A 20,881-nucleotide genomic window follows, 5' to 3' on the forward strand; every position below is an offset into this window, starting at 1 on the left:
CGGCGCGTCCTGCATTGTTATGAACAGCGCCGATCTGTTAGAACGCCCGCACGAAACAGTTTGTCAGAAGTGAAATTTGCGCCCGGGCGGCATGGAATTGCGCCCGCAATGCAAGATTTCCGCCCGACGGCACGAGAGAACGCTCGACAGTCCATGAATATCGCGCTCACGCATCTGCAGCGGCTCGAGGCCGAGTCCATCCACATCTTCCGCGAGGTCGCGGCCTCTTTCTCCAAGCCGGTGATGCTCTATTCCGTCGGCAAGGATTCCTCAGTGCTGATACATCTGGCGATGAAGGCCTTCTATCCCGCCAAGCCGCCTTTTCCTTTCCTGCATGTCGACACCACCTGGAAGTTTCGCGAGATGATCGCGTTTCGCGACCAGATGGCGCAGAAGCTCGGCTTCGACCTGCTCGTCCATGTCAACGAAGACGGTGTTCGCGACGGCATCAACCCCTTCGACCATGGCTCCAACACCCACACCCATGTGATGAAGACGGTGGCGCTGCGCCAGGCGCTCGACAAATACGGCTTCGATGCCGCTTTCGGCGGCGCCCGCCGCGACGAGGAGAAGTCGCGCGCCAAGGAGCGCATCTTCTCCTTCCGCAACGCGCAGCATTCCTGGGACCCCAAGAACCAGCGGCCGGAAATGTGGAAGATCTTCAACACCCGCATCGCGCCGGGCGAATCGATCCGTGTCTTCCCGCTGTCGAACTGGACCGAGCTCGACATCTGGCAATACATCCTGCAGGAGAACATCCCGATCGTACCGCTGTATTTCGCCAAGGAGCGGCCGGTGGTGGAGCGCGACGGCATGCTGATCCTGAAGGATGATGACCGTATGCAGTTGCGCCCTGGCGAGACGATCGAGAACCGTCTGGTGCGCTTCCGAACATTGGGCTGCTATCCGCTGACCGGCGCCATCGAATCGGACGCCGATACGCTGGAGGCCATCGTCGGCGAGATGCTGACCGCCCGCACCTCCGAGCGCCAGGGCCGCCTCATCGACCGCGACGAGGCGGGCTCGATGGAAAAGAAGAAGCGCGAGGGTTATTTCTGATAATGCGCCACATCATGGCCAAAAGCCTCGCCCCGACCGATTCCATCCGCGACTACATGGCCGCGCAGGAGAAGAAGTCGCTACTGCGCTTCCTCACCTGCGGTTCCGTCGATGACGGCAAGTCCACGCTCATCGGCCGCCTGCTCTCCGACACCAAGCAGATCTTCGAGGACCAGCTTGCCGCGCTGGAGAAGGATTCGCGCAAGCACGGCACTACCGGCGACGACATCGACTTCGCGCTGCTGGTCGACGGGCTGGAAGCCGAGCGCGAGCAGGGCATCACCATCGACGTCGCCTACCGTTTCTTCGCCACGCCGAAGCGCAAGTTCATCGTCGCCGATACGCCTGGGCATGAGCAGTACACGCGCAACATGGCGACCGGCGCTTCGACCGCCGACCTCGCCATCGTGCTGATCGATGCGCGCCAGGGCGTGCTGCGCCAGACCCGGCGTCATTCGATCATCGCCTCGCTGCTCGGCATCCGTCACATCGTGCTGGCGGTCAACAAGATCGACCTTATCAACTTCGACAAGGCTGCGTTTGACCAGATCGTCGCCGATTATGGCGAGTTCGCAAAAGAGCTAGGCTTCGTCAGCGTCGTGCCGATCCCTATGTCGGCGCGTTTCGGCGACAACGTCACCAGCCGCTCGGAGCGCACGCCCTGGTATTCCGGCCCGTCGCTCATCGAGCATCTCGAAACCGTGTCGGTCGACGAGGCGGTGGTCGAACTGCCGTTCCGCTTCCCGGTTCAGTATGTGAACCGTCCGAACCTCGATTTTCGCGGCTTCGCCGGCACCATCGCCTCGGGCACCGTTTCGCAAGGCGAGGAGGTCGTCGTTGCCAAATCCGGCAAGGCCTCCCGGGTCAAGCGCATCGTCGCGCAGGGCGGCGATCTCGATCGGGCGGTCGCAGGCCAGGCGATCACGCTGGTCCTCGAGGATGAGGTCGAGGTGTCGCGCGGCAACATGCTGGTGTCGCCGGCAGCTAGACCGCAGGTCGCCGACCAGTTCGCCGCCAACATCGTCTGGTTCGACGAGCAGGCGCTGCTGCCCGGCCGTTCCTACATCCTGCGCACCGAGACCGACCAGGTCAGCGCCACGGTCACCGAGCTGAAATACCGCGTCAACGTCAACGATTTCGCGCATGAGGCGGCGAAGTCGCTCGACCTCAACGAGGTCGGCGTCTGCAATCTCTCGACGCGGGCGCCGATCGCCTTCGATCCCTTTGCCGAGAACCGCACCACCGGTGCCTTCATCCTGATCGACCGCATCACCAACGCCACCGTCGGCGCCGGCATGATCCTGCATTCGCTGCGCCGTGCCGAAAACATCCACTGGCAGTCGCTCGATGTCGGAAAGCGCGGCCGTTCCGACCTGAAGAACCAGCGCCCGGCGGTGTTCTGGTTCACCGGGCTCTCCGGTTCCGGCAAGTCGACCATCGCTAACCTCTTCGAGAAGAAGCTGTTCGCGTCCGGCCGCCACACCTACATCCTCGACGGCGACAATGTCCGCCACGGGCTGAACCGCGATCTCGGCTTCACCGACGCGGACCGCGTCGAAAACATCCGCCGCGTCGCCGAGGTGGCCAAGCTGATGGCCGATGCCGGGCTGATCGTCATCGTCTCCTTCATCTCGCCCTTTGCCGCGGAGCGGCGCGTGGCCCGCGAGCTGATGGCCGAGGGCGAGTTCGTCGAGGTGTTCGTCGACACCCCGTTCGAGGAATGCGCGCGCCGTGATCCGAAGGGGCTTTATGCGCGCGCCTTGAGCGGCGAGATCAAGAATTTCACCGGTGTCGATTCTCCCTATGAGGCGCCGGAGAATCCCGAAATCCACCTCAAGACGCTCGGCCGGAGCCCGCAGGAGATGGCGGAAGCCCTGGAGCAGTGGCTGACCGAGCGCGACATTGCCGAAGAGCAGTATGACAATGGCGGCGGTATCTGACGACGAGGCCATGCTGGGCGTTTTCGAGCGACTGGCGCTGGAAGCGGGGCGCGAGGTCATGCGCGTCTTCCACGAAGGCTGCGCCGTCGACAGCAAGGCCGACTCCTCGCCGGTGACGGAAGCCGATCGCGAAAGCGAGAAGATCATTCTCGCCGGCCTGCGAGCCGCCTATCCGGATATCCATTGCGTGGCCGAGGAAGAGGTGGCAGCCGGCATCGCCACGCCCGACCTCGAAGGCGCCTTCTTCCTGATCGATCCGCTCGACGGCACCAAGGAATTCGTCAACCGGCGCACCGACTTCACCGTCAACATCGCGCTGGTGCGCCATGGCGTGCCGGAAGTCGGCGTTGTCTACGCGCCGTGCACTGGGCGCTTCTTCAGCGGACGGCCTGGCAGGGCCGAGGCGCTGGAGGTCGATGCCGATTATCGCATTGCTGGCCGCCGGCCGATTAGCGTGCGGGAAGGGGGCAGCCCGCTCGCCGTCGTCGCCAGCCGCTCGCACAACACGCCTGAAACCGACGCCTTCATCCGCGACCTCGGCGCAGCTGAGATCGTCTCGGTCGGCTCGTCGCTGAAATTCTGCCTGCTCGCCGCGGCAGAGGCGGACATCTATCCGCGCTTCGGCCGCACGATGGAATGGGACACGGCGGCGGGCGACGCGGTGCTGCGCGCCGCGGGCGGCATGACCCGCACGCTGGACGGCCTGCCGCTCGTCTACGGCAAGCGCAACCAGGCCAGCGACAGCGATTTCGCCAACCCGCATTTCATTGCGACGGGGAAGGGGGCGGCTTAAAGCATTAGCGATTGGCGCCGCCAGTTGTCGCGTCGTCATCCTAGGGCGGAGCAAGGAGCGAAGCGACGCGCGCAGACCCTAGGATCCATGCCGTTACGCTAAAGCATTGCAGCGGTTACAGAATTCTGCACCGTTGTGCTCCACGCTTCAGGTCACGGCATGGATCCTCGGGTCAAGCCCGAGGATGACGAAGGTGCCGTTCAAGCCGCCGCGACATGCGCCGAGTTCGAGCCGATGTAGTTGCGGATCGTCTCGATGATGCGGTCCTGGTCGGCTTCGCTGAGATAGGCGTGCATCGGCAGGCAGAGGATCTGCTTCGGCAGCGTTTCAGAGACGGCAAGGCCGGTGGGCGTGCGCGGATAGTCCTTGTAGGCCACCTGCTCATGCAGCGGCTTCACATAGTAGATCACCGACGGGATGCCCTTTTCGCCGAGATGCGCTTTCAGCCCGTCGCGCTTCGGGGTCTCGATCGCGTACTGCGCCCAAGCCGAGCGGCTGTGGCCCAGGTTGCGCGACGCCTTGACGATGTCGCCGAGACCCTTGGCGTAACGGTCCGCCACGACTTGCCGCGCCACCATCTCATCCTCGAGGATGGCGAGCTTCTCGATCAGGATCGCCGCCTGCAGCGTGTCGAGGCGCGAGTTGATGCCGATGCGGACATTGTCGTATTGCGTCTCGCCCTTGCCGTGGAAGGCAAAGGACCGCAGCTTGTCGGCCAGCGCGCCGTCATTGGTGAACATGGCGCCGCCGTCGCCGTAGCAGCCAAGGGGCTTGGCCGGATAAAAACTGGTCGAGCCGACATGGCCGAAGGCGCCGCACATTTTGGCGTCGGCGGAACCGCCGATCGCCTGGACGTCGGCCGAACCGCCCATTGACTGCGCGGCGTCCTCGATCACAAGGAGGTTCTCGCGCTTGGCAATCGCCATGATCGCGTCGTAGTCGGCGGCGAGCCCGAACAGGTCGACCGGGATGATCGCCTTCGGCTTCAGCCGTCCTTCCTTCTTGATCATCTCGATCGCCGCCTCGAGGCTGGCGATGTCGATATTGTAGGTGCTTTGATCGACATCCACGAATACCGGCTCGGCCTTGGCCAGCGCCACGACTTCGGCCGTGGCGGCGAAGGTGAAGCTCGGCACGAACACCGCGTCGCCCGGGCCGATGCCGGCGGCAAACAGCGGCAAAAGCAGCGCGTCGGTGCCGTTGGCGCAGGCGACCACATGCTTGACGCCGATATAGGCCGCGAGCTTGTTCTCGAATTCGGTGACCTGCGGGCCGAGGATATAGCGGCCGTCCTCGACCACACGGTCGATCGCGGCCTTCAGCCGGTCGTGGATTCGTTCGCGCTGCGCGCCTAGATCGATGAACTGCATGTCGGCCTCAAAATGCCAATAAACCGGCCCGCTGGTATCAGACTTGGCGCGGCTGAGAAAGCCGGCCGGGTCCGGGGCAAATTGCTTATGTGTCGCAGCCTGTTACCGCTCTTTGCCGGCGCAATGCCCGAAGAAGCCGGAAAACCGGGCTAAAACGAGCATTTTCAATGGTTTTTATCGCGCCGTTCCCAGCTTTGGAAACATAAAGTGATCGGCTGCGGAGGCCTTTCGGCCAATCCGGACAACCGCTTACGCGATCTCGTGCCGCCAGGGCGGGTTGGCGCCGGCCCGCGAAACCGTCACCGCCGCCGCCCTGGCGCCGAGCTCCAGCGCCTTGCGGATGGCGTCTTCGGAGAGCTCGCCGATCGCCGCCTTGGTGAGCAGGCCCTGCTCATGCAGCGAGGCCAGGATGCCGGCATTGAAGGTGTCGCCGGCGCCGACCGTGTCGACCACCTTCACCTTCTGCGGCATGACCGTGACCTTGTGCGCCTTGCTGTAGCCGACGGCGCCTTCGCTGCCATGGGTGACGACGATCAGCTTCGGCCCGCGATCCAGCCAGTTGCGCACGACATCCTCATGCGAGCCCGCCTCGTCGAACCATTTGAGGTCCTCGTCCGACAGTTTGACGATGTCGGCCATCGCCATCATCTCGCGGATGCGTCTGAGATGCTTGGCCTTGTCCGGGATGAAGTTCGGCCGGATGTTGGGGTCGAGCATCATCACGCGGCTTTCGTGCTCGCGGCGCATGAATTCCTCATAGGCCGAGCCCGCCGGCTCCGAGATCAGGCTGATGGCGCCGAACAGCATCGCCTCGATCTCCGCGCCGAGCTTCGGCAGGTCCTCGATGGTCAGCATGCGCCCGGCGGTGTTCTCGTCATAGAAAGTGTAGGTCGCCTGGCCGTTGGTGAGCCGCACGAAAGCGAGCGTCGTCGGACGCGGCGAGGTGTGCGCATAGGTGGAGCTCACCTTGCTGGCGCCGAGCGCGTCGCGGAACTGGCCGCCGAACAGGTCGGAGGAGAGGCCCGAGAAGAAGCCCGCCGGGGCGCCCAGCCGTCCAAGCGCGATCGCGGAGTTGAACACCGCGCCGCCGACATAGGGCGCGAAGGCGGCTTCGCCTTCCGTCGTGATGCGCGGCAGCATGTCGATCAGGGCTTCGCCACAGCAAAGGATCATGTCGTCTTGGTCTCCGGCGGATGGATCACGCCCTTGCGGATGATGATGTTGGCAAAGAGCCTGGGTTCGCTGGTCGCCACGATCGCGTGCGCGGCCTTGACGCGTGCATAGAAGTCAGGCCCGGCCAGCGCAACCACCTTATGGCCCGGCGCGCGTCTGGCGCAAACCGCTTCCATCTCGCGATGCACGGGGTCGGCCAGCGCCGGGTCGCCGTTGACCGAGGCGCGGAACAGCGCTTCCGGCACCGCCTCGTCCACCGGCAGCACGCTGAGCACGGCGTCAAGCACCGGGATGATAGGGTGGCCATCCGCGCGGATCAGCCGGCGCGCCTGTTCCTCGGCCGGATAATTGCCGTCGACGATGGCGATCTCGTCGCCATGGCCCATGGCCCTGAGCGTCGCCAGGAACTGCGGCCCGAGCAGTGAGGGGATGCCGATCAGCATGGTCAGGCGCCCCCGGATGTGTTCGGCCCGATCAGGAAGCGCTCCGAAAGCGGCAGGCTGGCGCCGCCCAGCGCCCGCGCATGGATGCCGACGGTCCCCTCGCGCACGAAGGGCAGCTTCAGTCCCTCGGCGTCGATGCCGGAAATGGCTTGCCGGATCGCCTCGACAAGACGGCGCCGCACATCGAGCGGCATCCAGCCGTCGATCACCGCCGCTTCGAAATCGATGACGGACGAGGCCGCGACGATGGCATAGGCAAGCGCGCGCGAGGCGCTGACGATCCATTCGTCGAGCTCGGCGCCGATGTCGCCCCATTCCTGCGGCGAAGTCCATAGATAGGAGCCGTCGATGCCCTTGGCGGAAAGCGCCTTCTCCAGCATCGCGATCGAGGCGACGTCGATGAGCTGCGTCGGCTTGCCGTCCGGCCCCGGCACCGGCATCGAGCCCAACGCGCCGGCGTTCCCCTTCGGCCCGCTGTAAAGACGGCCGTTGAGAACGATGCCGCCGCCGGCAAAGGCGCCGATATAGAAATAGACGAAGTCGCGCGCCGCGCCCGCCTGGCCGAAGACAAGCTCGGCGCCGCAGGCCGAAGTCGCGTCATTCTGCAGGTAGACGGGGAACTCGCACTGCGCCTGGATGTCGGCGCGTATGTCGCGATGGCGCCATTCCTCCATCACGTCGCGCGGGGCGCCGGCCGTGTCGGCCCAGTTCCACAGTTCGAACGGCATGGCGACGCCGAGCCCGGCAATGCGCTTGTCCTGCGCCGGCGTCAGTTCGCCGCGCATAGTCCTGATGCCGGCGGTGACGAACTCGACGGTCTCGCGCGGCGCGGGATAGCGGTAGGAGTGCTGCAGCATGGCGCGCACATTGCCGAGGAAGTCGATCAGCACCAGCTCGGCGCTGCGGCGACCGATCTTGAGGCCGATGAAGAAGGCGCCTTCCGGGTTGAGCGCCATCGGGATCGAAGGCTGGCCGATCTTGCCGCGCAGCGGCGCCTGGCGGACCAGCAGCTTGTCTTCCTCGAGCTCGCGCATGATGACCGACACCGTCTGGGCCGACAGCCCGGTCATGCGCGCGATATCGGATTTGGCCAGGCTGCCGTGCTGGCGCACCAGGGACAGCACCAAGCGCTCGTTGTGGTCGCGCATGCCGCTTTGGTTGGTGCCGCGATGCAGCCGGCGCTCCAAAGCCTCGGGCGAACCGTGCCTCGCAATGCCGGTCTCCACCCTGTTCCTCCCGTTTGTTTCCCCGCGATGCTTTTCGTTCAGAATGAGTGAACGACGCAAGAGTGTCAATAATAAATAAGAGTGATTTAATTATTGACAGCCGTTCTGTCCTGGTGTTTTTTGAGATGTGTCCACGCTGGGAGAAAAGGTGGACGCGCTTGAGGCGCCGGGTGGCCGGCGTCCGCAACAGTTCCATTGGGAGGAAATCGTGACCAAGAAATCACTGCTGAAGTCTACCGTGTTTGCGGCCGCCGGCTTGGGCCTGATGGCGTTCGCTTCGTCGGCATCGGCCGCCGGCGTCGGCGCCTGCCTGATCACCAAGACCGACACCAACCCGTTCTTCGTCAAGATGAAGGAAGGCGCGACCGCCAAAGCCAAGGAGCTTGGCGTCGACCTCAAGACCTATGCCGGCAAGATCGACGGTGACAGCGAAAGCCAGGTGGCGGCGATCGAAAGCTGCATCGCCGACGGCGCCAAGGGCATCCTGATCACCGCGTCCGACACCAAGGGCATCGTCCCGACGGTAAAGAAGGCGCGCGACGCCGGCCTGCTGGTGATCGCGCTCGACACGCCGCTCGATCCGATCGATGCCGCGGACGCCACCTTCGCCACCGACAACCTCGAAGCCGGCAAGCTGATCGGTGCCTGGGCTGCCGCGACGCTCGGCGACAAGGCCAAGGACGCCAAGATCGGCTTCCTCGACCTCACCCCCTCGCAGCCGACCGTCGACGTTCTGCGCGACCAGGGCTTCATGATGGGTTACGGCATCGACGTGAAGGACCCCAACAAGATCGGCGATGAGGACGATCCGCGCATCGTTGGCCATGACGTCACCAACGGCAACGAGGAAGGCGGCCGCAAGGCGATGGAGAACCTTCTCCAGAAGGACAACACCATCAACGTCATCCACACCATCAACGAGCCCGCCGCTGTCGGCGCCTATCAGGCGCTCAAGGCCGTTGGCCTCGAAAAGCAGGTGCTGATCGTTTCGGTCGACGGCGGTTGCCCGGGCGTGAAGTCGGTTACCGAAGGCGTGATCGGCGCTACCTCGCAGCAATATCCGCTGCAGATGGCCGCGCTCGGCATCGAGGCCATCGCCAAATACGCCAAGGACGGCACCAAGCCGAAGCCGACCGAAGGCAAGAACTTCTTCGATACCGGCGTCAACCTCGTGACCGACAAGCCGGCCAATGGCGTGAAGTCCATCGACACCAAGGAAGGCCTCGCCAAGTGCTGGGGCTGATGCCCGCCTGAGCGCACAAACCTTGCGGCTGGGGGCTTGATCCCCGGCCGCATCGGGTGGACGATGCATTTTCGTAAGCGCTGATAAGCCCGGCGAGAGACCGGAATGCGTAAACGCGGCACGGAGCCATGACGAAGTTCCGTGAGACGGGAGGAGATATGTCCCAGATCCAGGAATTCGAGAAGGTTCTCTCGGGCAGCGATACCAACGTCGCCGCCTTCGAGGAGCACGGCAAATCGTTTGTGAAGCGCGCCCAGCATTTCCTGCATTCCACGCCGGCGGCGGTGCCGCTGATCGTGCTGGTGCTGTCGATCATCATTTTCGGCATCGCTATCGGCGGGCGCTTCTTTTCGTCCTACACGCTGACGCTGATCCTGCAGCAGATCGCCATCGTCGGCATCCTGGGCGCCGCCCAGACGCTGGTCATCCTGACCGCCGGCATCGACCTTTCGATCGGCGTCATCATGGTGATCTCGGCTGTGATCATGGGCAACTGTGCCATCACCTACGGCATGCCGACCCTCCTGGCCGTGTTGCTCGGCCTTGCCGCGGGCGCGGCCTGCGGCCTGCTCAACGGCCTGCTCGTCGCCTATATGAAGCTGCCGCCTTTCATCGTCACGCTCGGCACCTGGAACATCGTCATGGCGACGAATTTCATCTATTCGGCCAATGAGACGATCCGCGACGCCGATGTCGACGCCCAGGCGCCGCTGCTGCACTTCTTCGCGCTGAGCTTCAGGGTCGGTTCCGCGGTGTTGACGGCCGGCGTTATCGCCATGGTCCTGCTGGTCCTGCTGCTTTGGTATGTACTGAACCACACAGCCTGGGGCCGCCACGTCTATGCCGTCGGCGACGATCAGGAGGCCGCGAAACTGTCCGGCATCCAGACCAAGAGGGTGCTGGTGACGGTCTACGTCCTTGCCGGGCTGATCGCCGCCTTCGCGGCCTGGGTCTCGATCGGCCGCAACGGCTCGATCTCGCCGTCCGCCGCGGTCACCGACTACAATCTTCAGGCCATCACCGCGACGGTGATTGGCGGCATCTCGCTCTTCGGCGGCCGCGGCTCGATCCTCGGCACGCTGTTCGGCGCCATGATCGTCGGCGTCGTCTCGATGGGCCTCAATATGCTGGGCGCCGATCCGCAATGGAAAGTGTTGCTCACCGGCGTGCTGATCATCGGCGCCGTGGCGGTAGATCAATGGATCAGAAAGGTTTCGGCATAGCCATGACCCAGGACCCAATCCTCACTGCGCGCGGTCTTACCAAGCGCTATGGCCGCGTCACCGCCCTCGACAATGCCGATTTCGACCTCTATCCGGGCGAAATTCTGGCGGTGATCGGCGACAACGGTGCCGGCAAATCATCGCTGATCAAGGCGATTTCCGGCGCCGCTGTGCCCGACGAAGGTGAAATCCGGCTTGAAGGCAAGCCCGTTGCCTTCAAGTCGCCGATGGAGGCACGAGAAGCCGGCATCGAGACCGTCTACCAGAACCTGGCGCTGTCGCCGGCGCTGTCGATCGCCGACAACATGTTTCTCGGTCGCGAGATCCGTAAGTCCGGCCCACTCGGAAGCTGGTTCCGGATGCTCGATCGTCCAGCGATGGAAAAGCGCGCCCGCGATAAGCTGACCGAGCTCGGGCTGATGACCATCCAGAACATCAGCCAAGCGGTGGAGACGTTGTCCGGCGGCCAGCGCCAGGGCGTGGCGGTGGCGCGCGCGGCCGCCTTCGGCTCGAAAGTGGTGATCATGGACGAGCCGACCGCGGCGCTCGGCGTCAAGGAAAGCCGCCGCGTGCTGGAGCTGATCCTCGACGTCAAGAAGCGCGGGCTGCCGATCGTGCTCATCTCGCACAACATGCCGCATGTCTTCGAGGTGGCCGATCGCATCCACATCCACCGGCTCGGGCGCCGGCTCTGCGTCGTCGACCCCAAGCAGATTTCGATGTCGGATGCCGTCGCGCTGATGACCGGCGCCAAGAAGCCGCCGGAGGATGCACTGGCGGCCTGATCTCCAGGATAGGTCAATTGCAGCAGGCAGCTGACGGCTCGATCACCAAATCGATTGAACGCATGTTGCAATGCGATAGGATAGGCTGGGAGGAACGGCGAAAGCCGCTATGATCAGGCCAAATGAACGAGAGGCGAAATGACATCCGCCATGACGATCGAAGTCCCTGTCCTCGACCATCCCGATCCCAAGACGCTCGCCGAAGAAGTCTTGATGTCGCTCAAATACCGGGTCGGCAAGGACACCACCGTCGCCACGCCCTATGACTGGCTGACCGCCTCGATCAAAGTGGTGCGCGACCGCATCGTCGACCACTGGATCCAGGCGACCAAGGAAGCCTACGACCAGCAGGAAAAGCGCGTCTATTACCTTTCGCTCGAATTCCTGATCGGCCGCCTGATGCGCGACGCCTTCTCCAATCTCGACTTGATGGAGAACATGCGCGAGGCGCTGTCCTCGCTCGGCGTCGATCTTGACCTGATCGCCGGCCTCGAACCCGACGCGGCGCTCGGCAATGGCGGCCTCGGCCGTCTCGCCGCCTGCTTCATGGAAAGCATGGCGACCGTCGACATCCCCGCGCATGGCTACGGCATCCGCTACGCCAACGGCATGTTCCGCCAGGAAATCCAGGGTGGCTGGCAGGTCGAGCTGCCGGAGACCTGGCTCGACCACGGCAATCCCTGGGAGTTCGAGCGGCGCGAACGCTCCTTCGAGGTCGGCTTCGGCGGCTCGGTGGAATCGATCACCGCGAAGGACGGCCGGCTCGAGCGCCATGTCTGGAAGCCGACCGAGCACGTGCTTGCCGTCGCCTATGACACGCCGGTGGCCGGCTGGCGCGCCAGGCGCGTCAACACGCTGAGGCTCTGGTCCGGCATGCCGATCGACCCGATCCTGCTCGACAAGTTCAATGCCGGCGACCACATCGGCGCGCTGGCCGAGAGCAACAAGGCCGACGCGCTGTCGCGCGTGCTCTATCCGGCCGATTCCCACATGGCCGGCCAGGAGCTGAGGCTCAGGCAGGAGTATTTCTTCTCCACCGCTTCGCTGCAGGACATCGTCCAGCGGCATTTGAGCCAGTATGGCGACCTGAAGTCCTTGCCTGACAAGGCGGCGATCCATCTCAACGACACCCATCCCGCGGTCGCCGTGCCGGAGCTGATGCGGCTGCTGATGGACGTCCATGGCATGGATTTCGACCTGGCCTGGGACATCACCAAGCGCACCTTCGGCTACACCAACCACACGCTGTTGCCCGAGGCGCTGGAAAGCTGGCCGGTGCCACTGTTCGAACGGCTTTTGCCGCGCCACATGCAGATCGTCTACGCCATCAATGCGCAGGTTCTGCTGGAGGCGCGGGCCACCGGAAAATTCTCGGGCGAGCAGATCGCACGGATTTCGCTGATCCAGGAAAATGGTGACCGCCGCGTGCGCATGGGCAACCTGGCCTTTGTCGGCTCGCATTCGATCAACGGCGTCTCGGCGCTGCACACCGAGCTGATGAAGGAGACGGTGTTCGCCGATCTCCACAAGCTCTATCCCGACCGCATCAACAACAAGACCAACGGCATCACGCCCCGCCGCTGGCTGATCCAGTGCAATCCGGGGCTGACCTCGCTTGCCCGCGAGGCGATTGGCGACCGCTTCATGGACGACATCGAGAAGATCAAGGATCTCGATCCGCTCGCCGAAGACGCGGCCTTCCGCGAAAAATTCGCCGCCGTGAAGCGACAGAACAAGGCAAGGCTGGCCAATCTCGTCGCCGACCGGCTCGGCATCAGGCTCGACCCGTCGGCCCTGTTCGACATCCAGGTCAAGCGCATCCACGAATACAAGCGGCAGCTGCTCAACATCCTCGAGGCGATCGCGCTTTACGACCAGATCCGCTCGCATCCCGAGCGGGATTGGATGCCGCGCGTGAAATTCTTCGGCGGCAAGGCGGCGCCGAGCTACCACAACGCCAAGCTGATCATCAAACTGGCCAACGACGTCGCAAAGGTCATCAACGGCGATCCGTCGGTGCGCGGCCTGCTGAAGGTCGTGTTCGTGCCGAACTACAATGTCAGCCTGGCCGAGGTGATGATGCCGGCCGCCGACCTTTCGGAGCAGATCTCGACCGCCGGCATGGAAGCTTCCGGCACCGGCAACATGAAGTTCGCGCTGAACGGCGCGCTGACCATTGGCACGCTCGACGGCGCCAATGTCGAGATCAAGGAACATGTCGGCGACGACAACATCTTCATCTTCGGCCTCACCACGGCCGAAGTCGCCGAGCGACGCAACAACGGCTACAATCCGCGCGAAGTGATCGAGGCCTCGCCGGAACTGTCACAGGCGGTGTCCGCCATCTCCTCCGGCGTCTTCTCGCCCGACGATCCTGGCCGCTACCGCGACTTGATGAACGGCCTCTACCAGAGCGACTGGTTCATGGTGGCGGCCGACTTCGATTCCTACGCCGCCTGCCAGCGCGAGGTCGACGCCGTCTGGCGCAACAGCCCCGACTGGTACGCGCGCGCCATCCGCAACGTCGCTCGCGTCGGCTGGTTCTCGTCCGATCGCACAATCCGCCAATATGCGAAAGACATCTGGAACGTGCCCGTCTGATATGATTGCATGAGCCACAAGAAGTGTGGCCCCGGTGCATGCCGCCCAAAAGTGCAGAGCGGTTTTGGGATCACGGCATGCACCAAGACAAAGAACAGCGCATGCCGCACCAAGGCATGCGCCAGAACAAGATGCCCGGGGAGGGCGACCGCTTGATGAGGAAGCCGCGCGCGACCGCTGCGACAAGCGGGCCGGACGGACTGGCGCCAGCCGGAGATGTCGCGGCGATTGTCGCCGGAACGCATGGCAATCCTTTCGCGGTTCTGGGCGTGCATGAGGCCGGCAAGGGCTTCGTCGCCCGCTGCTTCGTGCCCAACGCCGAATTCGTCACCGCCTATACGTTGACCGGCAAGGAGGCGGGCGAGCTGTCGCGCCGCGACGATGCCGGCTTCTTCGAGGGCAAGGTCTCCATCCGCAAGCGCCAGCCGTTGCGCTATCATGCCAGGAATGCCGGCGGCGACTGGTGGCTGACCGATCCCTATTCCTTCGGCCCGGTGCTGGGACCGATGGACGACTATTACATGGCCGAGGGCTCGCACTTACGGCTATTCGACAAGCTCGGCGCCCACATCATCGACCATGAAGGCGCCACCGGCGTGCATTTCGCGGTCTGGGCGCCCAATGCCAGGCGCGTCTCCGTGGTCGGGACCTTCAACGACTGGGACGGCCGCCGCCACACCATGCGCGACCGCAAGGACACCGGCATCTGGGAGCTGTTCATTCCCGATATCGGCGCGGGCCAGCCCTACAAGTTTGAGATCATCGCGCCCGACGGCGTGCGCCTGCCGCTCAAGGCCGACCCGTTCGCCTTCGAATCGGAACTGCGACCGGCGACCGCCTCGGTGACGGCGCCGCCGATGGCGCATCAATGGGGCGACGAGGCGCATCGCGGCTACTGGCGCAAGGCCGATCCCCGGCGCGAGGCGATCTCGATCTACGAGGTCCACGCCGGCTCCTGGCAGCGCCGCGACGACGGCACGTTCCTCTCCTGGGACGAGCTTGCGGCGCGGCTGATCCCTTATGCGGTCGACACCGGCTTCACCCATATCGAGTTCCTGCCGATCTCGGAGCATCCTTACGACCCGTCCTGGGGCTATCAAACCACCGGCCTTTACGCGCCGACGGCGCGCTTCGGCGACCCTGACGGCTTCGCCCGTTTTGTCGACGGCGCGCACCGCGCCGGCATCGGGGTCATCCTCGACTGGGTGCCGGCGCATTTCCCGGTCGACGAGCATGGGCTGGTGAAGTTCGACGGCACCGCGCTCTACGAGCATGCCGATCCGCGCCAGGGTTTCCATCCCGACTGGAACACCGCGATCTACAATTTCGGCCGCCGCGAGGTGGTATCGTTCCTCGTCAACAACGCGCTGTTCTGGGCCGAGAAATACCATGTCGACGGATTGCGCGTCGACGCGGTCGCCTCGATGCTCTACCTCGATTATTCGCGCAAGGCGGGCGAATGGATCCCCAATGAGAAGGGCGGGCGCGAGAACCTGCAGGCCGTCAGCTTCCTGCAGAAGATGAACAAGGAGCTCTACGGCCACCACCCCGGCGTGATGACGATCGCCGAGGAATCGACCTCATGGCCGAAAGTGTCGCGTCCCGTGCATGAGGGCGGGCTCGGCTTCGGCTTCAAGTGGAACATGGGCTTCATGCATGACACGCTGGAGTACCTTTCCAAGGAGCCGATCTTCCGCAAGCACCACCACAATGACATCACCTTCGGCCTGGTCTACGCTTTCTCGGAGAACTTCGTGCTGCCGCTGTCGCATGACGAGGTCGTGCACGGTAAAGGCACGCTGCTCCACAAGATGGCCGGCGACGACTGGCAGAAGTTCGCGACGCTGCGCGCCTATTATGCCTTCATGTGGGGCTATCCCGGCAAGAAGCTCCTGTTCATGGGCCAGGAATTCGCCCAGCGCCGCGAGTGGAGCGAGGAACGCGCGCTCGACTGGAACCTGCTCGAATTCGCGCCGCATCGCGGCGTCTGGCAGACGGTGCGCGACCTGAACTATCTCTACCGTTCGCGCCCGGCGCTGCACGCGCGCGACTGCGAGCCGGAAGGCTTTTCCTGGCTGATCGTCGACGATCGCGACAATTCGGTCTTCGCATGGTTGCGCAGCGCGCCGGACGGCAACCCGATCGCCGTCATCTCCAACTTCACGCCGGTGCCGCGCGAGAACTATCGCGTGCCGCTGCCGAGGGCGGGAAAGTGGCGCGAGATCATCAATACGGATGCCGCCGACTATGGCGGCTCCGGGATGGGCAATGGCGGCGCGGTCAAGGCGAGCGGGGAAGGGGGCGGCGTATCGGCGACGATGCTTCTGCCGCCGCTCTCGACGATCATGCTGGAATTCGTCACGGATTGAAGCAGATGATGTGCCATCCTGCTCTTGCAACGATCCGGGCAGCTTATTTGGGAGGGTAACAAAATGGCAGAACTCAAAAGAACCCAGCCGCTGGCGCGCGACGCCATGGCCTATGTGCTGGCCGGCGGCCGCGGCAGCCGCCTCAAGGAGCTGACCGACCGGCGCGCCAAACCCGCCGTCTATTTCGGCGGCAAGACGCGCATTATCGACTTCGCGCTCTCCAACGCGCTGAACTCCGGCATCCGCCGCCTCGGCGTCGCCACCCAGTACAAGGCGCATTCGCTGATCCGCCACCTGCAGCGCGGCTGGAACTTCCTGCGGCCTGAGCGAAACGAAAGCTTCGACATCCTGCCCGCATCGCAGCGCGTTTCGGAAACGCAGTGGTACGAAGGCACTGCCGACGCCGTCTACCAGAACATCGACATCATCGAGGCCTATGGCCCCGAATACATGGTCATCCTTGCCGGCGACCACATCTACAAGATGGACTACGAGCTGATGCTGCGCCAGCATGTCGATGCGGGCGCCGACGTCACCGTCGGTTGCCTGGAGGTGCCGCGCCTAGAGGCGACCGGCTTCGGCGTCATGCATGTCGATGCCAAGGACAACATCATCGCCTTCGTCGAAAAGCCGGCCGATCCGCCGGGCATCCCGGATAAGCCGGAATTCGCGCTCGCCTCGATGGGCATCTATGTCTTCAAGACCAAGTTCCTGATGGAGCAGCTGCGCCGCGACGCAGCCGAACCCGGCTCCAGCCGCGACTTCGGCAAGGACATCATCCCCTATATCGTGCAGCACGGTAAGGCGATCGCGCATCGCTTCGCAAAGTCCTGCGTGCGCTCCTCGCATGAGTCCGAGCCCTACTGGCGCGACGTCGGAACCGTGGACGCCTATTGGGAAGCCAATATCGACCTCACCGACGTCACACCGGAACTCGATCTCTACGACCGCGACTGGCCGATCTGGACCTATGCGGAATTGAAGCCGCCGGCAAAGTTCGTGCATGACGAGGACGGCCGCCGCGGCGAGGCGATCTCCTCGCTGGTCTCCGGCGACTGCATCGTCTCCGGCGCCTCGCTGCGCCGCAGCCTGATCTTCACCGGCGCGCGCATCAATTCCTACTCCAAGCTCGAGGAGGTGGTGATGCTGCCCGACGTGACTGTCGGCCGCAACGCGCGCCTCAAGCGCGTCGTCATCGACCATGGCGTGCAGATCCCGGAAGGACTGGTGGTCGGCGAGGATGCGGCGCTCGACGCCAAGCGCTTCCGTGTTTCGGAGAAGGGCATCTGCCTGATCACGCAGGATATGATCAACAAGTTGTCGACCTGATAGGGTTGATCAAGCCGTCCACCCGCTAGGGTTGATCGGCAAAGTTGTCGACCTGATAAGGTCGATCAGCAAGCCGACGACTTGATCAACAGATTGTCACTTTGACCTGTCACGTTGAAATCGGAATGTGGAGCGCATGCAGGTTCTGTCGGTCACGCCCGAAATCTTCCCGCTGATCAAGACCGGTGGTCTCGCCGACGTGACCGGCGCCTTGCCGATCGCGCTGGCCGGGAAGGGCGTGGCGATGCGCACGCTCGTTCCCGGCTATCCCGTGGTGATGGCGGCCTTCGCCAAGAAGAAACCCGTCTACCAGTACCCGCTGCTGCAAGGTGGCAAGGCCTCGGTCCATGCCGTCAAGATCGGCGATCTCGACCTCTTCGTGTTGGACGCGCCGCATCTCTTCGATCGTCAAGGCGGCCCTTACGGCACGGCATCCGGGGCCGACTGGCCGGACAACTGGCGTCGCTTCGCGGCGCTGAGCCAGGTCGGCGGCGATATTGCCGGCGGCGCGATCTCCGGCTACCAGCCTGACATCGTCCATGCCCATGACTGGCAGTCGGCGATGACGCTTGCCTATATGCGCTACGGCAAGGCGGTCGGCGTGCCGTCGCTGATCACCGTGCACAACCTTGCCTTCCAGGGTCAGTTCGGCGCCGGCATCTTCGGCGAGCTCGGCCTGCCGGGCGTGGCGATGCAGCTCGACGGCGTCGAATATTATGGCGGCGTCGGCTATCTGAAGGCCGGCCTGCAGGCCGCCTGGGCGATCACCACGGTGAGCCCGACCTATGCGCAGGAAATCCGCTCGCCGGAATTCGGCATGGGCCTCGACGGCCTGATCAACATGCGCGCCACCGACCTCTACGGCATCGTCAATGGCATCGACGTCGACATCTGGAATCCTCAGACCGACAAGCATCTGGTCGCCAAATACTCTGCGGCGACTCTCGAAGCCCGCGCCAAGAACCGCAAGGCGGTCGAGGACCGTTTCGGCCTTGCGGCGGACGGCAGCCCGATCGTCTGCGTCGTCAGCCGGCTGACCTGGCAGAAGGGCATGGACATTCTGGCCGCGGTCGTCGACGGCATCGTCGCCGCCGGCGCGCGCCTCGCCATTCTGGGCTCCGGCGACGCCGGCCTCGAAGGCACGCTGCTTGCCGCCGCGGCTCGCCATCGCGGCCGTGTCGGCGTCGTCGTGGGTTATGACGAGGGGCTTTCGCATGTCATGCAGGGCGGCTGCGACGCCATCATCATCCCGTCGCGCTTCGAGCCTTGCGGGCTGACCCAGCTCTACGGCCTGCGCTATGGCTGCGTGCCGGTCGTCGCCCGCACCGGCGGCCTCGCCGACACCATCATCGACGCCAATGAAGCAGCGTTGTCGGCCGGCGTCGCCACCGGTTTCCAATTCGCGCCCAACAATGGCGGCGCAATGCTGCATGCCATCCAGCGGCTGGTCGAGCAGCACGCGCGGCCGGCCACCTGGGCCTCGATCCAGCGCCAGGGCATGAAGGCCGATGTCTCCTGGGACAAGAGCGCCGAAAAATACGTAGAACTCTATCGCTTGCTGCTTTCGAAAAGGGCTGCCTGAGGCATGATAAAAACCGTCCCCACCAAACCCTATACCGACCAGAAGCCCGGCACGTCCGGCCTGCGCAAGAAGGTGCCGGTATTCCAGCAGGAGCACTATGCCGAGAACTTCATCCAGTCGATCTTCGACGCGCTGGACGGTTTTCAGGGCAAGACGCTGGTGATCGGCGGCGACGGCCGCTTCTACAATCGCGAGGTCATCCAGAAGGCCATCGCCATTGCCGCCGGCAACGGCTTCGGCAAGGTGATGGTCGGCCAGGGCGGCATCCTTTCGACGCCGGCCGCCTCCAACGTCATCCGCAAATACAAGACCTTCGGCGGCATCATCCTGTCGGCCAGCCACAATCCCGGCGGCCCGCATGAGGATTTCGGCATCAAGTACAATGCCGGCAATGGCGGCCCGGCGCCCGAAAAGATCACCGACGCGATCTTCGCCAGGTCGAAGGAGATCAAGAGCTTCAAGATCGCCGATATCGGCGAGATCGACATCGACACGATCGGCACCGTCAAGGCCGGCGACATGACGGTCGAGATCATCGACCCGGTCAAGGACTATGCCGAATTGATGGAGAGTCTGTTCGACTTCGACGCGCTGAGGAAGCTGTTCAAATCGGGCTTCCGCATGCGCTTCGACGCCATGCACGCGGTGACCGGTCCCTATGCCAAGGAGATTCTGGAACGCCGGCTCGGCGCGCCGGACGGCACCTGCCGCAACTTCAAGCCGCTGCCGGACTTCGGCGGTCATCATCCCGATCCGAACCTCGTGCACGCCAAGCATCTCTATGACGAGATGATGGGCCCCGACGCGCCCGACTTCGGCGCGGCCTCCGACGGCGACGGCGACCGCAACCTGATCATCGGCAAAGGCATCTTCGTCACCCCGTCGGACTCGGTGGCGATGCTTGCCGCCAATGCCAGACTGGCGCCGGGCTACAAGGACGGCCTGAAGGGCATTGCCCGCTCTATGCCGACCAGCGGCGCCGCCGATCGCGTCGCCGAAAAGCTTGGCATAGGCATCTACGAGACGCCGACCGGCTGGAAGTTCTTCGGCAACCTGCTCGACGCCGGCATGGCGACCATCTGCGGCGAGGAAAGCGCCGGCACCGGCTCCAACCATGTGCGCGAGAAGGACGGATTGTGGGCGGTGCTTCTGTGGCTCAACATCCTCGCCGCGCGCGGCGAGAGCTGCAAGGACATCGTCACCGAGCACTGGGCAACCTACGGACGCAATTACTATTCGCGCCACGACTATGAAGAGGTCGAGAGCGACCGCGCCAACGCGCTGGTGGATGAGCTGCGCGCCAAGCTCGGTTCACTCCCCGGTACGAGCGTGCGCGGCCTGAAAATCGCCAAGGCCGACGATTTTGCCTATCACGATCCGGTCGACGGCTCGGTGAGCAAGAACCAGGGCATCCGAATATTGTTCGAAGGCGGCTCGCGCGTCGTGCTGCGCCTTTCCGGCACCGGCACCTCGGGAGCGACGCTGCGCGTCTATATCGAGCGCTACGAGCCGGACAAGGCCAGGCACGAGCTCGATACGCAGGAAGCGCTCGCCGACTTGATCGCCGCCGCCGACGACATCGCCGGCATCAAGAGCCACACCGGCCGCAACAAGCCGAGCGTGATTACTTGAGGGGGGCGAGGCGCGCCTTTCCTTCCCCCCTTGTGGGGGAAGGTGGATCGGCGCGTAGCGCCGAGACTGATGAGGGGTGTTGGCCGGATCGCCGGCTTTGGCGATTGGCCGAA

Annotated in this window: 15 protein-coding genes; 11 read left to right on the plus strand and 4 right to left on the minus strand. The window is 64.1% G+C overall.

The window, feature by feature from the left end; all coding sequences use genetic code 11:
* Positions 1-153: 153 nt before the first annotated feature.
* Genes cysD through cysQ form a run of 3 tightly spaced genes read left to right on the plus strand, consistent with a single transcriptional unit; the run spans position 154 to position 3,792 of the window.
* Positions 154-1,059, plus strand: a complete 906-nt coding sequence (cysD, locus tag EN862_RS12845) for a sulfate adenylyltransferase subunit CysD (protein WP_245519564.1) — start codon at positions 154-156, stop codon at positions 1,057-1,059.
* A gap of 2 nt (positions 1,060-1,061) precedes the next feature.
* Entirely contained in the window at positions 1,062-2,999 is a 1,938-nt protein-coding gene (gene cysN / locus EN862_RS12850; RefSeq protein WP_127867130.1) for a sulfate adenylyltransferase subunit CysN, read from the plus strand.
* Positions 3,000-3,009: 10 nt separating this feature from the next.
* Positions 3,010-3,792 carry a 3'(2'),5'-bisphosphate nucleotidase CysQ gene (gene cysQ, locus EN862_RS12855; protein ID WP_189401803.1) on the plus strand — a complete coding sequence of 261 codons (783 nt, stop codon included), beginning with the start codon at positions 3,010-3,012 and terminating at the stop codon, positions 3,790-3,792.
* A 200-nt stretch (positions 3,793-3,992) separates the two neighbouring features.
* On the opposite strand, the gene EN862_RS12860 is transcribed toward cysQ, so the two are convergent.
* The 4 genes from EN862_RS12860 to EN862_RS12875 form a co-directional block, all read right to left on the minus strand.
* Positions 3,993-5,162 (minus strand): DegT/DnrJ/EryC1/StrS aminotransferase family protein, encoded by a 1,170-nt coding sequence (locus tag EN862_RS12860; protein ID WP_127867132.1) that lies wholly within the window; start codon positions 5,160-5,162, stop codon positions 3,993-3,995.
* Between the two features lie 249 nt (positions 5,163-5,411).
* On the minus strand, positions 5,412-6,335 hold the full coding sequence (locus EN862_RS12865; RefSeq protein ID WP_127867133.1) for a carbohydrate kinase: 924 nt from the start codon (positions 6,333-6,335) through the stop codon (positions 5,412-5,414).
* Positions 6,332-6,778: an RbsD/FucU domain-containing protein gene (locus EN862_RS12870; RefSeq protein ID WP_127867134.1), complete on the minus strand. Its 447-nt coding sequence runs from the start codon at positions 6,776-6,778 to the stop codon at positions 6,332-6,334. The genes EN862_RS12865 and EN862_RS12870 overlap by 4 nt, the downstream gene beginning before the upstream one ends.
* Positions 6,779-6,780: 2 nt before the next feature.
* A complete protein-coding gene (locus EN862_RS12875) occupies positions 6,781-8,004 on the minus strand; it encodes an ROK family transcriptional regulator (RefSeq protein WP_127867135.1) in 1,224 nt (407 codons plus the stop codon).
* A 265-nt stretch (positions 8,005-8,269) separates the two neighbouring features.
* Between EN862_RS12875 and EN862_RS12880 the strand changes: the two genes are divergently transcribed.
* The 8 genes from EN862_RS12880 (at position 8,270) to EN862_RS12915 (ending at position 20,768) form a co-directional block, all read left to right on the plus strand.
* Positions 8,270-9,247, plus strand: coding sequence for a sugar ABC transporter substrate-binding protein (locus EN862_RS12880; protein WP_189401805.1), 978 nt, complete (start codon positions 8,270-8,272; stop codon positions 9,245-9,247).
* 158 nt (positions 9,248-9,405) lie between these two features.
* Entirely contained in the window at positions 9,406-10,470 is a 1,065-nt protein-coding gene (locus tag EN862_RS12885) for an ABC transporter permease (RefSeq protein ID WP_127867136.1), read from the plus strand.
* A gap of 2 nt (positions 10,471-10,472) precedes the next feature.
* Positions 10,473-11,255, plus strand: coding sequence for an ATP-binding cassette domain-containing protein (locus EN862_RS12890; protein WP_189401809.1), 783 nt, complete (start codon positions 10,473-10,475; stop codon positions 11,253-11,255).
* A gap of 138 nt (positions 11,256-11,393) precedes the next feature.
* Positions 11,394-13,856, plus strand: a complete 2,463-nt coding sequence (locus EN862_RS12895; RefSeq protein ID WP_127867137.1) for a glycogen/starch/alpha-glucan phosphorylase — start codon at positions 11,394-11,396, stop codon at positions 13,854-13,856.
* A gap of 155 nt (positions 13,857-14,011) precedes the next feature.
* Positions 14,012-16,225, plus strand: coding sequence for a 1,4-alpha-glucan branching protein GlgB (glgB, locus tag EN862_RS12900; RefSeq protein WP_127867292.1), 2,214 nt, complete (start codon positions 14,012-14,014; stop codon positions 16,223-16,225).
* A gap of 63 nt (positions 16,226-16,288) precedes the next feature.
* On the plus strand, positions 16,289-17,554 hold the full coding sequence (gene glgC, locus EN862_RS12905) for a glucose-1-phosphate adenylyltransferase (RefSeq protein ID WP_127867138.1): 1,266 nt from the start codon (positions 16,289-16,291) through the stop codon (positions 17,552-17,554).
* A gap of 136 nt (positions 17,555-17,690) precedes the next feature.
* Positions 17,691-19,136 carry a glycogen synthase GlgA gene (gene glgA, locus EN862_RS12910; RefSeq protein ID WP_127867139.1) on the plus strand — a complete coding sequence of 482 codons (1,446 nt, stop codon included), beginning with the start codon at positions 17,691-17,693 and terminating at the stop codon, positions 19,134-19,136.
* 3 nt (positions 19,137-19,139) lie between these two features.
* On the plus strand, positions 19,140-20,768 hold the full coding sequence (locus EN862_RS12915) for an alpha-D-glucose phosphate-specific phosphoglucomutase (protein ID WP_127867140.1): 1,629 nt from the start codon (positions 19,140-19,142) through the stop codon (positions 20,766-20,768).
* The last annotated feature ends 113 nt before the right edge of the window (positions 20,769-20,881 follow it).

Source organism: Mesorhizobium sp. M2E.F.Ca.ET.219.01.1.1 (assembly GCF_004016445.2).
In the GTDB taxonomy this organism is placed as follows: Bacteria; Pseudomonadota; Alphaproteobacteria; order Rhizobiales; family Rhizobiaceae; genus Mesorhizobium.